The organism is Paenibacillus wynnii (assembly GCF_000757885.1).
In the GTDB taxonomy this organism is placed as follows: domain Bacteria; phylum Bacillota; class Bacilli; order Paenibacillales; family Paenibacillaceae; genus Paenibacillus_AQ; species Paenibacillus_AQ wynnii.
The window spans coordinates 489,814-505,069 of the sequence record NZ_JQCR01000003.1; the positions used below are offsets into that span (position 1 = coordinate 489,814).

General features: G+C 36.3%; 19 protein-coding genes. 6 read left to right on the plus strand and 13 right to left on the minus strand.

What is annotated here, in order from left to right:
* Window positions 1-10: 10 nt before the first annotated feature.
* The 5 genes from PWYN_RS17410 to PWYN_RS17430 are packed head-to-tail and all read left to right on the plus strand — an operon-like array spanning window position 11 to window position 3,070.
* Window positions 11-916, plus strand: a complete 906-nt coding sequence (locus PWYN_RS17410) for an NAD(P)-dependent alcohol dehydrogenase (protein ID WP_036654640.1) — start codon at window positions 11-13, stop codon at window positions 914-916.
* A 23-nt stretch (window positions 917-939) separates the two neighbouring features.
* On the plus strand, window positions 940-1,365 hold the full coding sequence (locus PWYN_RS17415) for a hypothetical protein (protein WP_205622772.1): 426 nt from the start codon (window positions 940-942) through the stop codon (window positions 1,363-1,365).
* 44 nt (window positions 1,366-1,409) lie between these two features.
* Window positions 1,410-2,099 carry a DUF4386 domain-containing protein gene (locus PWYN_RS17420; RefSeq protein WP_036654642.1) on the plus strand — a complete coding sequence of 230 codons (690 nt, stop codon included), beginning with the start codon at window positions 1,410-1,412 and terminating at the stop codon, window positions 2,097-2,099.
* A gap of 2 nt (window positions 2,100-2,101) precedes the next feature.
* Window positions 2,102-2,485 (plus strand): nuclear transport factor 2 family protein, encoded by a 384-nt coding sequence (locus PWYN_RS17425; protein WP_036654644.1) that lies wholly within the window; start codon window positions 2,102-2,104, stop codon window positions 2,483-2,485.
* A gap of 18 nt (window positions 2,486-2,503) precedes the next feature.
* Window positions 2,504-3,070: a GNAT family N-acetyltransferase gene (locus PWYN_RS17430; protein ID WP_036654647.1), complete on the plus strand. Its 567-nt coding sequence runs from the start codon at window positions 2,504-2,506 to the stop codon at window positions 3,068-3,070.
* 93 nt (window positions 3,071-3,163) lie between these two features.
* On the opposite strand, the gene PWYN_RS17435 is transcribed toward PWYN_RS17430, so the two are convergent.
* Both PWYN_RS17435 and PWYN_RS17440 read right to left on the minus strand, forming a co-directional pair.
* Window positions 3,164-3,400: a hypothetical protein gene (locus PWYN_RS17435; RefSeq protein WP_036654650.1), complete on the minus strand. Its 237-nt coding sequence runs from the start codon at window positions 3,398-3,400 to the stop codon at window positions 3,164-3,166.
* Window positions 3,401-3,903: 503 nt separating this feature from the next.
* On the minus strand, window positions 3,904-4,125 hold the full coding sequence (locus PWYN_RS17440; protein WP_036654653.1) for a hypothetical protein: 222 nt from the start codon (window positions 4,123-4,125) through the stop codon (window positions 3,904-3,906).
* Window positions 4,126-4,564: 439 nt separating this feature from the next.
* On the opposite strand from PWYN_RS17440, the gene PWYN_RS29280 reads away from it, so the two are divergent.
* Entirely contained in the window at window positions 4,565-4,741 is a 177-nt protein-coding gene (locus PWYN_RS29280; protein WP_157261206.1) for a hypothetical protein, read from the plus strand.
* A 306-nt stretch (window positions 4,742-5,047) separates the two neighbouring features.
* Here PWYN_RS29280 and PWYN_RS30330 read toward each other — a convergent pair whose 3' ends face one another.
* From PWYN_RS30330 to PWYN_RS17490, 11 genes are all read right to left on the minus strand, one after another.
* Window positions 5,048-5,290 (minus strand): DUF3951 domain-containing protein, encoded by a 243-nt coding sequence (locus PWYN_RS30330; protein ID WP_157261282.1) that lies wholly within the window; start codon window positions 5,288-5,290, stop codon window positions 5,048-5,050.
* A complete protein-coding gene (locus PWYN_RS17445; protein WP_036654656.1) occupies window positions 5,262-5,549 on the minus strand; it encodes a hypothetical protein in 288 nt (95 codons plus the stop codon). Before PWYN_RS17445 ends, PWYN_RS30330 begins: the two co-directional genes overlap by 29 nt.
* Before the next feature lie 740 nt (window positions 5,550-6,289).
* A complete protein-coding gene (locus PWYN_RS28225; protein WP_052088080.1) occupies window positions 6,290-7,738 on the minus strand; it encodes an Ig-like domain-containing protein in 1,449 nt (482 codons plus the stop codon).
* A 15-nt stretch (window positions 7,739-7,753) separates the two neighbouring features.
* Window positions 7,754-8,101 (minus strand): hypothetical protein, encoded by a 348-nt coding sequence (locus PWYN_RS17455; RefSeq protein WP_036654659.1) that lies wholly within the window; start codon window positions 8,099-8,101, stop codon window positions 7,754-7,756.
* 75 nt (window positions 8,102-8,176) lie between these two features.
* Window positions 8,177-9,196, minus strand: coding sequence for a hypothetical protein (locus tag PWYN_RS17460; RefSeq protein ID WP_036654662.1), 1,020 nt, complete (start codon window positions 9,194-9,196; stop codon window positions 8,177-8,179).
* A gap of 152 nt (window positions 9,197-9,348) precedes the next feature.
* Window positions 9,349-9,747, minus strand: a complete 399-nt coding sequence (locus PWYN_RS17465) for a hypothetical protein (RefSeq protein ID WP_036654665.1) — start codon at window positions 9,745-9,747, stop codon at window positions 9,349-9,351.
* A gap of 65 nt (window positions 9,748-9,812) precedes the next feature.
* Complete coding sequence (locus PWYN_RS17470) at window positions 9,813-10,658, minus strand: hypothetical protein (RefSeq protein ID WP_036654667.1); 846 nt, start codon at window positions 10,656-10,658, stop codon at window positions 9,813-9,815.
* Window positions 10,659-11,208: 550 nt separating this feature from the next.
* Entirely contained in the window at window positions 11,209-12,525 is a 1,317-nt protein-coding gene (locus PWYN_RS17475; protein WP_036654669.1) for a phage portal protein, read from the minus strand.
* Between the two features lie 15 nt (window positions 12,526-12,540).
* Window positions 12,541-14,124 (minus strand): terminase large subunit, encoded by a 1,584-nt coding sequence (locus tag PWYN_RS17480; RefSeq protein WP_036654671.1) that lies wholly within the window; start codon window positions 14,122-14,124, stop codon window positions 12,541-12,543.
* A gap of 74 nt (window positions 14,125-14,198) precedes the next feature.
* Window positions 14,199-14,612, minus strand: a complete 414-nt coding sequence (locus PWYN_RS17485) for a phage holin family protein (RefSeq protein ID WP_036654673.1) — start codon at window positions 14,610-14,612, stop codon at window positions 14,199-14,201.
* Window positions 14,613-14,779: 167 nt separating this feature from the next.
* Entirely contained in the window at window positions 14,780-15,172 is a 393-nt protein-coding gene (locus PWYN_RS17490) for a hypothetical protein (RefSeq protein WP_036654675.1), read from the minus strand.
* Window positions 15,173-15,256 lie beyond the last annotated feature (84 nt).

The window sequence follows — 15,256 nt, forward strand, 5'->3', positions numbered from 1 at the left end:
GAGGCCAATTATGAGAGCAATGGTATACACCAAATACGGATCTCCCGACGTTCTTCATTTGAAAGAGGTAGATAAACCTACACCCAAGGACAATGAAATATTGGTAAAAATATATGCGACAACCGTAACCGCAGGGGACTGGCGTATGCGGAAGGCTGACCCATTCCTAGCAAGACTTTTCAACGGTCTCCTAAGGCCAAAAAGAGTGCAGATATTAGGGTTTGAGTTAGCTGGGAAAGTTGTGGCCATAGGCAAGGATGTAAATCGATTTAAGAAAGAGGATCAAGTTTTTGCATTCTGTGGTTATGGCTTTGGTGCATATGCGGAGTACAAATGTCTGCCTGAAGATGGAGTCGTAGCCATCAAACCGACCAATGTAACCTATGAAGAGGCCGCCGCAATTCCTCTTGGGGGAATAACCGCGCTGAGTTTTCTTAGGAAAGGAAATATCGCGAGTGGCATGAAGGTACTTGTTATTGGAGCTTCTGGAAGTGTAGGTACTTATGCGGTACAGCTTGCTAAATATTATGGGGCGGATGTAACCGGAGTATGCAGTACTACGAATCTTGAAATGGTGAAATCTATAGGAGCTGATAGAGTAATTGATTATACGAAACAGGATTTCACAGCAAGTGGAGAACGTTATGATCTAATCTTTGATGCCGTTGGGGAAAAAACATCAAAAATCACAAAATCAAAATGCAAAAAAGTACTTCGTTCGAACGGGAAGTATGTGAGTGTGGAAATGACACGAAAGGATCGTGTTGAAGAAAGCCTCCTGAAAGAGCTTACTGAGGCTGGTAAGATCAAACCGGTTATAGATAGATGCTATTCGTTGGAACAGATTCCCGATGCTCATAGGTACGTCGAGAAAAAGCACAAAAAGGGGAACGTGGTCATCACTGTAGCGAAATAAACTCAAAAAAGGAGAGAGGACAAATGGATACTAACAGGGCTGTTAGAATGAACGAGGTCTCATTGTTTCGTCTTTACTTGTTGAGGGCGATGTACCTTCTTATCGTTGTGGGTCTGAGTATCGTGGTATGGCCTGGAGTTATTCACCAAGAAGAGCCGTGGGAACTGATGGAAGGAGTGGTTGCCTGCATGCTGGCCGCCTTTTCGGCTCTGTCAGTTCTAGGATTGCGGTATCCGCTGCAAATGTTGCCTTTACTTCTATGGGAATTGGTGTGGAAGTCGATTTGGCTGATCGTTGTTGCGCTTCCACTGTGGTTCTCCGGGCAAATGGATGAGTCAACCTGGGCGACGGCCTCAGAAGTTTTGGTAGCTGCAATTATACCTTTCGTTATTCCTTGGCGTTATGTGTTTGAGCATTATGTGAAGAAGAGCGGAGATCGGTGGCGCTGAGGATGAAGGCGTATATCTAAAATATGAAAGAAGGAGATAAAACTATGAATACAAACAAGAGGACAGCAGTAATTGTGGGCGTATTATTTATACTTGCGGCGGTTTCTTCAATAATAGGTCTTATTTTGTACGATCCCATTCTAAATGGTCCTGATTACCTTATTCAAGGTGCTGAAAATGCAAACCAAGTGATACTTGGAGCGGTTTTCGAATTAATTCTTGTCTGTTCAGCTATTGGCACTTCGATTACATTGTTTCCATTACTAAGAAAGCAAAATGAAAGTATAGCTCTTGGGTATGTTTGCTTCAGGTTTCTTGAAGCCGTTATTATTACTGTTGGTATAATCAGCGTATTGTCCTTATTGACCTTAAGTCAGGAATTTGTAAAAGCAGGAGCACCGAATGCATCCTCTTTTCAAACATCAGGTTCATTATTAAAAGCCGTACACGACTGGACCTTCATGTTAGGCCCTAATTTCATGCTAGGCATCAATACGATGATGTGCAGTTATTTACTCTATACATCAAAACTCGTTCCCCGATTTATATCCATCATGGGTCTTACCGGAGCAACACTAATCTTTATTGCAGCCATCTTAGAAATGTTCGGTATTATTCTTCAACTTTCAACATGGGGAGCCATTTTGGCGGTACCGGTAGCCTTGTATGAAATGACTCTAGCGGTATGGCTGATAGTTAAAGGATTCAATGAGGTACCAAAGGGAGGAGTTTGATTATGGTAAATGAAAAAAGTAAAGAAATCATTGAGAATTATATTGGGGCTTACAATTCATTTGATATTGAAAGTATGGTCAAACTCCTGCATCAAGAGATACTGTTTAGGAATTATTCCAATGGCGAACTGAACACTGAGATCAGAGGAATACAAGAGTTCAGAGAACTGGCTGGAAAATCGGTAAAGATCTTCTCGAGTCGTTGTCAGACAATAACTAACTATAGTGGTGCTGACGACAAAATAGAGGTGGGAATCGATTATGAAGCAATACTGGCTGTTGATTTGTCTGATGGATTAAAGATTGGAGATAAGCTTCAATTTAAAGGGAAGTCTGAATTTGAGATTCAAGAGGGGAAAATAGTATTAATTGAAGATTACAGTTGAGTGTGAAGGGTGAGGGCTATGGGGAATAACGCAACGATTTACACTGAAACGAATCGACTTGTTCTAAGATCGTTTTGTCTTGAAGATGTAGAGTCTTTTTATATATATCGATCTAATCCCGACATAGCGAGATTTCAATCATGGGATAACTACCAACGTAATCAGGCGGTAACTTTTATAAATGAGCAGATAGAATCTTCTCCTAATATACCTGGGTCTTGGCTCCAATACGCTGTAGCTTTAAAGACTACAAATCAATTAATTGGTGATTGTGCTGTTCATACTCCAATAGCGGAGTCAGATATTGTTGAGATTGGTTTTACTTTTGCTTCAGAATATCAGGGGAAAGGATATGCCACTGAGGCGGTAAAAGGATTGTTAGGTTATCTGTTTGAGATATTTAATAAGCACAAAGTAATTGCATATACGAATGTTGAAAACGAATCATCAGTCCGTCTATTAGAGCGAGTTGGTATGAGGAGAGAAGGACATTTATTGCAAAATTATAAGTCTAAGGGAAAATGGGTAGATGAATATCTCTACGCTATTCTTCAACAAGAATGGGTGTATTCACTAGAAAAATAATTAAAGGAAGGACCTGCGGCATTGAGTCGACAGGTCCTTCTTTTTATTTAAACAACCTCCGGATAGGCTAGGCGTCTATATGCGGATAGTTCGTTATTTTAGTTGTTGGTATGCAGCATTTGGTTTATTTTTATATTTCGGGAAAGGTATCAACCTCATAACATGCACAATGTCTTCGTAAGGTATGTATCTAACAGCAAGCCCATCCCGCAACTTAACTTTAGTTTCCATAAAACTGTCCTCTGGAATCCCCATTACTATTTCCCCATCTTTTGTATGTAAGCTTACCACTTGTTTCTTTGCAAGCCCTATTTTTAGTTCTTTTAGCATATTTTCACTCCTTATCAGTTAAAGGATCCCGGATTTAATTTAAGTATAAAGGGAAAATAAAGTTTGAGTTGGGTTATTCTTATGTCTTTCCTAAAATAGGTCTATCTTTATGGAGACCAAGAATCTTGAATACCAAGAAGATGAAAAAAATATTTATACTTTGAATCTATAGGTGTGTTTCTAGTGGGGACTAAAATTTCTATTCTCAAAAACCTAAAATGAGGTAGTTCCTCTGTTATCGAGGCACTACCTTGTTTTTGCTTTAATCAAAACATCTAAATAGAGGTAGATGATTCCGATATTTCCGACGTATCTGTACAATTGTGACACCGCCCAGATCGGGATGATATAAAGTACAATGGCATGCCGAATGAAAGGAGCGTCAGTGGCCACTCAGCCGTTTCCAGAAGCACACTTTGCCACCTTCTCTGAAAAGATGATTGAACCCTGCCATTATCGAAATTGCGGACAGCAGTTTCAGCCGGTACTAAACCTATGACGTTTTAAGATTTATGTTTTTTTAAACCCTTATATCTCTTGATCCCTTCATTGATCCCTTCAGTTCCAATAACACTCCCAGCAGTGGCAATTAATACACTTGAGTAAATTAATTTGAGTGCATAATAAATACCAGTTCCAGTTACCAAATCTAATATTAAAAACTTTTTAATTGTTGAACCTTTAATGACATAAAAAACGATTTTACTTCGCTTTTTTAGCTTCACTATTATCACACACCTTTAAGAAGAAAATATGTGAAGAAAGCCTGTCACATACTAATTGTCTATGTAGTGAGTTTTGATTTATCTGTTACACAGTTGACGCATATTGTTCAGGAAGGACAGTGTAAGATATGCGGGTAGTGTCCTCCTATGGCGGACCTAAAATCCCGCGAGATAGCAGATCGTCATTACAACCGACAGAAGGATAGGCTCGCCGCAATTTGTTCCGCCTGGTCGCTTCCATGTACTCTACACCGAAAACGAAGCATGCCGCGCCTTGTGGGTGACACCCTATCCGTTTGCTGAATACGTCAAAAACGAATGGGTTGGAGCATGGATGTGTTCAGCATTCCGGAATGAAGGAGCTGGCGTCGCATTGGGATGATTACGCAAGCCGTGGCAGCTACCCGCGCATATTTCAGGAGAGCCGCCAAAGCCGGGCATGGTCACATTTATTGACCGTCGCAAAGTACAATTGACGATGGTACACAGCAAGCAGACATGGGGAAATACCTGGATTAAAAGTGGCTTTGAGTATGTAGGCGAGACAAAGGGCGGACTTATGGCGTTGCGATTGAGGCCCGAGCTTATGCAGCCTGACGCGGCTTACGGTACGTAGTTACATGCACATTAGGAAGATGATTTTTTATGTGATATACGCAATACAAGAGATGATAGCAAACATATTATGGTTAGAGGTAGAAATAGAACACTCTGAATTAAAGCGTCGACATCTGCTCCGGCGGAAGCATATGGGCTATACTCATGGAAATTATAGAAATATATTAGCCCGCCCACATAGCATACTAATAATATAATTCCAATACCAAGTAGAATTCTCGACCAAATAAGTTTATTCATTTTAGTCCTCATTTCAAAATTAATTATACAAGGGGATTCTATCTTCAGAAGAGTATACCACTCATTAATGGAATAATATACCAGGTACGGGAGGCCGAAACGAAAAAAAAGGATCGTGATGAACAGTACGATGTGAAAAGCGAAGTTGACACATATTGTGAAACTCAACAAGCGAATGGGCCGTGATGTAGTCAAATGGAGTGTAATTATTACTTGGTAATTTTCTTGTAAGTAATATCTTGACAATGATGATTCCTAATATTGATGTTTGTAAATTGTTATGGAGCGCGAATAATCCACATGATATATAAAGGAAACAAAAAGTCCGCTAAACTGATTCCTATCCCCAAAAGAGCGACATATCTATTTTTTTTATTCATAAGACCCATTAATCCGAAAACAAATCCTATAGGACTAATATAAAAGAGAGAAATAATGCCGATACCTTCTCCAAACTGATCAGCTTTTATAGCATAGTAATCCAAAAGAAAAATTAAGGCTACAGAAACACCAATTATAAAAGAATAAATTGAATATGGTCGATTTACTCTTCTTTTTTTACTCATTTCATTATCGCCCTCCATTTATCAAGAAGTAATACACACAATACATACTACACATATATGTATTATATGTAAAATAGAACCAGATGAAATAAATTTCCTTTTTGCGTTCCATTAATATCTACAATTATTCCCACAATGAGCGTATTTTTCTAATCGCAGTAGGATGACAAGAAAGAGATCCTTATATTCGAGATCAAAGGTACCGAGGATACCAGTGATGATATGGACCTGTGGAAAGCATTTTATGAGCTGGCTCTTGATTTGAATTTAGTGGACCAATAAATATCCTTCCGTTCTTACACCTAAGGATAAACAACAAATTCTGGGTATAGGCGAAAGACAGGTTTATGAGTTATTGAATAAAAGATAAAAGTTTCAAAGGATGTTTTCCTGAAATGGTTGGAAGGATAAAAAAAGGTGGTGCCATTTACGGCACCACCTTTTACCTTAGTTAGATACAGGGCACCATTTCGGCACCAGATTACATTTTAATAACATGTGGTAAGTCTCTGGACAAAAGAAAAAGCCTTATAGAATAAGGCTTTCCACGTATAGGACGGATGGGATTCGAACCCATGACCCCTACCCTGTCAAGAATGACCGATAGGAAATGTGATTCAACCTTACTCCGACAACGTTTATAATTAATCGACCATCAAATTTAAGAACTTGATAGTTGTATTATAAAGTGGTCTATCCTAAATGTAAAGTGTTCTATCCAAATCAGGAAGATAGTGGTCTTAGATTGCGCTCTTAATTCTAATCCGCTGCCAAGTACTCACACTTGGATCACTCAACAAATAGCATTTTAATTGGATATAATACGTATATTTCAATCCTTTAATTTGAATAGTTGATGTCGTCTGACTCAGAATTGAATAAACGGTTGGGTCAGGTGAACTTACTTTATCATCTGCAAATATTGCCCATCCACAATTCTCAACTCCACTAGATACCGTTGCTGTGAATGTTTTCCCTACACTAGAACCACTCGTTATTTCAACATAGGTTGCACTCATTGGAGATAGAGTAATTGTCTTTGTAACTGTCACCTGATAAGCCAATGTCAAAGCGTAGTAATTAACAATTGAATTATTATTATCAAGGACTGCCTTAACATAAATAGATTCATCTACTGTTCCAGCATTCAGGTTTGTTACAGTGGCAATATTATCTGAATCAACACTGATTGTTGCAACAGTAGAAGGAACGGCTGTAATTTGATCAGCATAAACCAATGAATATGTGACTGTCTTATCAGTGATAGTTGCACCATTCAAATATACATTCTTATTGATAATGATTTGCTCATTGTAAGCCATGTTATGCTTATTAACTGTGTTATAGAGTGACATTGTATAGACTTCAGGCGCATAGACGGAAATGGCTAATGTATCATAGATAAATCCATTTGTACTGTTTGCAACTGTAACCGTAAAACTACCTTCAGTAACACCAGTTACAAGCCCTGTAGCGCTCACAGTGGCAATTGCATTGCTAGATGATGTAAATGTGACTGGAACATTGTTTGTGCTTGTCCAAGCCAATTGAAGCGTGTTACCAATCATTACAGAAGTTGAAGCATTTGTAATATCTACAGTACAAGATAATCCTCCTGCAATCCCATTAATCACATCGTCTGCAACCGTATCAATTGAATCCTTTTCACAGGATAATATTAAAATTCCTTTTTTGCTAAATGTATCAATTCCTGTGACCTTGAATTTTTGACCATCAACAAAGAACTTAGAATCAATTTTAAGCCCCAATTCCTTATAATACTCTTTAGTAAAAACAGTAATCTCCCCATCTAGTACAGATAATACCTTTCCCTCTGTCACACCTAAATTACTTACAGTAATATAACAATCTACATGAATAAAATGACATGCCGAATTAACAATTACAGTATGAGGTAAACGGCGCATTATTCCTTTAAATTTGTTAGAGCGTTGAGTGTTGATTTCAGAGATGATCATATATTTTTTGCCTTCATAAACAACAAGATCACCGCGATTAAGAGGTGATAGGGAGGATATCTTTTTATCGTCATAGTTTTGTTCAAGATTCGTATTGGTGACTAATGCTCTTGTGACTGTTGAGGAATCATTAATGAGTACGTCAGAACCAATTTGACTCTGAATAAACTCATAATTGTCTGTATCGGACTTACTGAATAAATCAAACATTGGGTTGCTCCTTTCTTATGAATTGAACAGCATGAATGTTGAACTGTTGCTGGATGAATCCTCTGTAACGGACATCATGCGTATCTTCCGTTCGAGTTGATTTATTCTGTTTTGAATTGAATCCGCAAAATCAGTGATAGTGATATCGTCACTTTTATATGATTTCATCATTGAAGGATTATTTGCAATACTATTTAGAATGGACAACGCTGCTGAATAGATTTGGCGTTTACTGGTATTAGATGATGGATCATAATCCAGTTCAGGATTGGTAACTCCCTCTTCTGCAAGATAGATAGATAATTCAACAGGGGAGAGAGTGATACCTTGTGTTTCTAGTTGAAGGCGTTCAGTGAATTTCATGTAAGTGCTCCTTTGTATAGGTTATTTTGGACATAGAAAAAACCTACTGGGTTAGAGTAGGCTTCGAAATAGTTATTAATTTTGAATAGCGGTTACAATTCCATCTTCTAAGTAAACATACCTATAATCTGAATAAACCCATTGCTCAGATGTGCCGTATTCAGTGATTGTTTTGTTAATATCCTTAGGCTTACCCCATTTTGAGTTTAATAACTCATTTGCAGACATTCCTATAGATGGGGATGTCAATAAAGATTCGGCTTCCTTCTCATTTGAGGACTTAACAGACTTATATTTTCTCTGATTAATATAATCTTTTGCCCATTCTTCTTTTGTTTTCAACTGCAACTTTTGTTTTAGAATTAAATCAGAAAGTTTTCCGTTATAATTTATTGGGATTTCATTTAAATAATAAAACATCATTTCATCATCACCATTTTGCCCACTAACACTTGATTGTGCAAAGTTATAAACAGCAGAGAAATCCTCATTAACATCTTTCATCATCACAGTTTCTGAGATAACAGTATTAAAATCACCTTGATTAATTGCATTTTTTATTTTATTCCATCTGACTAGTTCAAGTTGTTTACTCTTTTTATCTGCATGTGCTTCTTTGTTTCTTTTAACCAAATCATAATAATCATTTCGCTCTTTCTGAAAAACTTCAACAAACTCACTCATCTGATCTTTCAACTCACCAGTGTATTCATCAATATTAAGTTTATTGATTCTTCCTAAAATTGGTTCATACAGTTTAACTTCATCTTTGCTATTACTCAAGATAGAAAATTCTATTCTAATATCAACATATGATTGTAGCATTTCTAAATCCGCAACACCTTGTAAGTCACTGTCACTCATATACTTTTTTGCTTCAGCCCATTTTTGATTAGTTATGTACTCATATAGTTTAGTTTGTTCTGGAGAAGTGGGGGTAGTAGGTAAAGGCGAAGTAACTACAACGGTCTGTGCCTTAACTTCGTTTTTAGTGGGAGAAGTGTTATTTTTATTATTTCCTCCACATCCACTAATTCCGCTAACAACTATCAATCCAATAAAACCACCCACAATATATTTTCTCGGTTTAAACACATTAAACCTCCTCATACATTTTACCTAAATTCTACCATTTAGTCATGAGTGGGTCTATAGAATTAGGAAATTATATGGTTAGTGGTCTGAAAGTAGCAGGGGGAGATGAATAGGCAAAATAAAAAGCACTCTTGGGAGAGTGTCTTATAAAACTACTTCAAGATTGATATTCCAGCCATACTTAAATAATCCTGTAGATGGTTACCAACATTAAGTGCATTGATAATTCTACCAATTTCAAATTGAGTCCTTGTAATACTCATTTCTGGTCTTCTAGGGTATGGGATATACATCCTATATCCATCAACTGCTGCTGCATAAAATGCTTCAATTGTTGAATTATGATATTGTAATAAAAATCTTTTAGCATAAGCAGTGGGATCTGAGTAATTATTAACCCAATCCTCGAAGAATTCAGATGAAAAGTCTCTATCGTTTACTATAGTGATAGCCAAATTATTTTTAAATACATACCTACCTGAATCATCGTCATATAACCAATCGTCTGCATCGGATTCAGTAATTTCATTAATAAATTGATTATAATTCATTTTATTATCACTCTCCTAATAACTTGCAATTCGACAGAAGGGGACAATTCCCTTTTTTTTAGAATTTATGTTCTTTGAAGGAATTCGATAATTTTATGTGTTTTTTTAAATATATCATTATAGTAAATTAAGTGGTTGAATAGATCTTCTTCAGAAATAATTGTTCCAGTCGGATGTCCTGCTTCATTTCTTAACTGCCTAATAAAATCAAAATGCGATAAATGTATCTCGACATTTTCAAACCCGTTTTCAGCAAATAAATCCTTTTTTGGTTTCACAAAATTAATAAGTCCACTCAACCTATCATTTGCATTTTTCCTATTTATTACTTTATCAGTAAAGTTTTTGAGTTCTTGCTCAGAACCATTTCCATTTTCCAAATATAAAAGACAAGAATTTGCAAGCAGAATTACAACCCGTTCAATAGCGCAGCCGAGCATTGTTGCTGCTGCTAAATTATTGCCATTCAACAAGCAATTACATGATTCGATTATGTATGTTTTCTCTATGTCATCAATAGTTGCATTGGACACCACTTTAATTAGATTATGATAAAAGTTTAAATGGTGATCTAATAATGAAACTTTTTCAACTTCTTGTTGTTCTTTAGATGTCAATAATCCGACCATAATTTGATTAATATAAATGCCTCCAAAAGTTTGGCAAATCTCATTAATATATGGACGAAGTTTTTCAGTTTGGATACTAAGTTCCTTTATTTTTGTTACAGGGACTTTTAATAGTAGATCGTGTCTATATGGATTAATATCCAATCCATAATCATTAAAATCATTTCTTGCTTCAACCTTAACGATAGTAAGTAGAGATAATAATTCATACTCATTATCATATTCTAAATACTCTCTGATCGAATGAATAAAAACATCGTTATCAAAAAAAATTCTTAGCAATTTTATCCCCCACTTCTTTAAACATTATACGATAGGTGGGGAAATGTTCCAATTTTTTGTTCATGTGTAAACCCATATGCTAGAGCACTCTTTTTAAAGTTTGGGGTAACGCACCTGATAATCACTCTAATTGATTGGTAAATCATATGTATAATAGTACAAATCAGCGTCCAGATTCAGCCAATTGGATAATATTAGTCGATAATTAGACCGCTAACTATCCAAGTTGATGGTCTATTTGGCATGGAAGATATATTCTATACCATTTAGAAGCCCCAGATGCTACACAAGTATAGTTATGTAGCATCTAGACAGGAAATAGGCTATAAATGGAATAATATGGAGATAATAGATCAAATTTAAATGGAAATTGAATCCAAATTGATGATATAAAAAATTCTGGATTCCCTATATATAATAGAGAGACACACACCCTAAAATTATACGATAACGAGTGTGCGCGAATCACTATTGTTCCACGGGGAATGTTCCACGCTATATATACTCTTATATATTACAAGTCCTATCTTATTAATCGTATTCATTATTATTAATCTTTATTTCCATCATCGACAACAGTATCATTCTTTACAGTTTCTTCACTTAATCTTACCAATTCGCTATTCACATCAGTTGTATACGGTGAGTGTCCCAAGATACTTTCTACGCTAATTGCTCCCATATCCTTTAACACCTTCAGATTATCAATAACATCCTTCTCAGATTGTGGCATAGCATACTGGAACACAATATCCAATGTATCCCACTCAGCATCTACAAATACAACACCCTGCATCTCTAACAATCGTCTAATCTTATCATTACGTTGCTTCATGCCTTCTTTAATATACTTCTCACCGATCATGGCTTTAAGATTGCTCAAACTAAACAATAGTTTAATACTAACCTCACTCAGATTACTGATATCTGTCTTACCCAATACAACACCAGGCGTTGAACTCACATCAAGTAGACTCATCATAAGGTGTTTATATAACGTCTCAAATGCTTGATGATCAAATTGATTCTGTTCAAATGTAAACTCTGCATCTGAATCCAGTACCAATCCAGCACCAACTATTGATGTAGGTAGTTTGTCACCTGTAAGTTGCTGCCCTTTAATCACAGGAATCCCTGTAATATGTTTGTAGAAAGCATCTGTACTCTTACTAATCAAGTCCTCCATCGAATCCAATATACTCTTATAGTCCAACAAATCACTTCGTCCATACACATCATCAATTGGATTATCATTTCGATACAGGACAGGTAATCCACTCAGATTAGCAAATGTTCCACGACTTTGTAATGTTCCACCATTATTAGAATACTTCTCAACTCTATCTTCATAGTAGACGTTGTAAAATGTCACATTGCTAACCGTGTATGACTCAACAAATGCAATGTACTCATTCTCAGAGGATACAACAGGGAAAGAGTCAGCCACATCTATTAGTTTGCTTGTAATCTTGCCATCCTTAACATAAACATACTCGTATGAATTACCATACCGATTAACACTATGTACTAAATCAAAGTCGAGTTTATCATATCCGTTTTTATAAACACTTTTAACGGCTTCTACAACACTCTCATTGCCTGTTAGAGTGACTTTATTACCGATTAAAAATGCAGTCCCATACTCAAGTAAACGCTTGGCATATTGGAGCACCACACGCCTAGAAATGAACTCTTTACCGTTAAACATTTCATTAGGACGATTATTAATATCGTGCAAACCTGATATGTATTCTTTAATATCCAATATCCCCATAACTCTCATCTGATTGTTGACTTCATTGACATATTCAACGAACCATTGATTGCTATATCCAAAGTCATTAATAAATTCTTCAATTTTACTCATCTCACACGCTCCTTTTTAGACATACCATTTGTTATTTTTCATTGCTTGAACTGCTAATGAATGACTGATAACCAAGTCATCATGATTGTTTTTCCCTTTGACGTTGCCCATTTTGCCGTTTTGCTCAACAAAAAGAATCATTTGTTGTAAGGTGTCCTTATCTTCAACAAGGATTAAACCTTTCTCAAATGATTCCTTATAGTCACTTATCATGATTGCTTTAGTTTTATCCGTAGTAAGCCAACCAAGGATAAATTTCTTATTACCCTTTTGGTCAAACGTCTTATGTTTATATAAATTCATGTAGTGATAATCGTTTCTAAGTCGCTCTATGACAGGTAAGCCGTAACTGTTCTTTTCAACGGCAAGAAAGGCGTAGTTATAATAGCGTCCAACTGCATTTAGGAACTCTGCAAACTCATATACGCTCACTTTATTATTAGCAAATGCTAACGCCTGAACTCCATCAGAATCCATTAACGATAAACTTGATGAGTCACCACCTGAACCACTAGAAACGTCACTACCACCGTAATATTTGACATTACGTCTAGGCAAATGGTAGACATTCAAACCTCTGCCGATATATTTGAGTAGCGTATCAGGTAATTCAGTTTTCAGTTCATCTCTGGAGAGAGGAGGGAGAAGATTCTCAATGCGTTCAAGAATCTTAGATTGATCAAATACATTCTGACCACTCGTTTTAAATGCTTCTTCTGGATAGGAGGGATACTCCGTTTGAAAGTCAATCAATTGCATAGAGGATAGTTTCCACTGTCTCCACATCAACATTCTTAAATTAGCGCCCATATTATGTATTCGTTTTTCCTCATCCGTTAAATCCTTTGCCATTAACCGTTGACCCTTGTTATTTAACTTAAACCATTCCTCAGCAGTATCATGTTCAAATCTGAACTGTTCCTTGTAAGCATCAGAAGTCCACCCATAGAAGAATGCTATATAGTTGGTTTTACCTTTCCAACTCTTCATAAACAATTCATAATAATAGTTTGCTGTACCGTTAGCAGTTGTCTCAATCACGAGCCTACTTGTATTATTCTTGGCAAGTGCTTGCTCTAGAGAGGTTAATACCTTTGTTTGGTCGCCACCATAGAAAGCCATCTCACTAATCAATATGTATTGATATGTATTACCACGCCCAATTGATTTACCATCACTGGCTGCTACTTGAACCCTCGATCCATTCTCTAATACTAATTCACCACGGTTGTCTCTCATCGTCTTAGGGAAGGGGTATTTCTCTCTTGGAAGGTTATCATTCATAAACTTTAACTTTTCAAAAAGTGAAGTTACAGATTCGCCCGATAACGATACAATCATATAGTTTGTATTGGGATATTTGACTGCATTATATAAACAGATACCTAATGACATTGTGGAAAATCCGATCTGTCTTGACTTGGCAATAATATTAAACTTCTGCATCGTATCTACAAACTCTGCTTGTTCTTTGTTTAGCAGGAAGGGGATAGTATTACCTTCATTGTCGACGATCTTAATAAAATTCTTGGCAAACGCCTTAAAATCATCCATTACCATATCAAATTTACTCTTCTTTTTAACCGCTGCCACTGCCATGAATACTCCTTTCTGAACGCAAAAAAGAGGCTCCGTCAAGATGAAAGAGCGTCTTCATACATTCCTGTGTATTATTATTCAATTTCTGATTTATCCTTATTTTTCAGTACGAGAATCAAATCCTTAACTTTGTCAGGCAATCTAATTCCAAGTTTACCGCCATTTTCAACAATACTCACCAGTTCCACTACCACGAATGCACCTGATATTCCGTCTGTGATTATTCCATTGCTCCCCAATACAGCAGATTCAACCATGAACACAGCGCCGATCAATAAAATTACATATGTTTTACGAATCAATCCTAATGTGCCGATTCGACTGTTTATATTCTTTTCATATATACCGACCATGAACCCAGTTATGAAATCTATCATCATAAGACCAATCAGCACAGTGAAAACTAATCCAAAACCACCTATCATCCACGACACTAATCCTGTGACAACTCCAATTGTTGATTTAATAAATATATCTGTTCTTTCCAATTTAGCACCTCCTTTCTATGGGACTTTGATCAGTCATACTCAATAGCAAATCGCTACTGTGACTCTTAAACTCAATAACGATAAAGTGGAGTAGAGGAGGTATCTTTGCAAAATGACAAGACACCTCACTTACTTTTCGTTATTAAAATTATTTGTATCACATCGCTCTACAACTCCAAATCATCATCCTTATCATTTTCATCCTTATCAGACGCAAAGAATTTCTCTGCTTCCTTGTTATGCAAGTTAATTTCTTTCATTAGTTTGAGCATCATTTCAATATCTTTAGGATTGGGATCTGATTCAACTTTCTTTTTCAAATTCTCATATATCGTTAACAAATCATTTGCCTGTTTCGCTGCTAATACAATTGAAACGATATGTTTATATTCAGGACTCCGCTCCCAACGGTAGTATGTTCCCATGCCTTTTAAATCAACCTGTTTCAGAAACTCTTCCTCAGTCATATTCCGCTCATTTTGCATCCAGATATTAAATTTGTACTTTATGTATAGTTGTTTTTTATATGGTAGTTTCTTTAACACATCATAAATTGTCATAGTTTAACCTCCTGTAAAGATATGGTAAACACCTTTGATTAGATCACGAATACTAAATATTAGATTGGAAAGCATATATCCGAA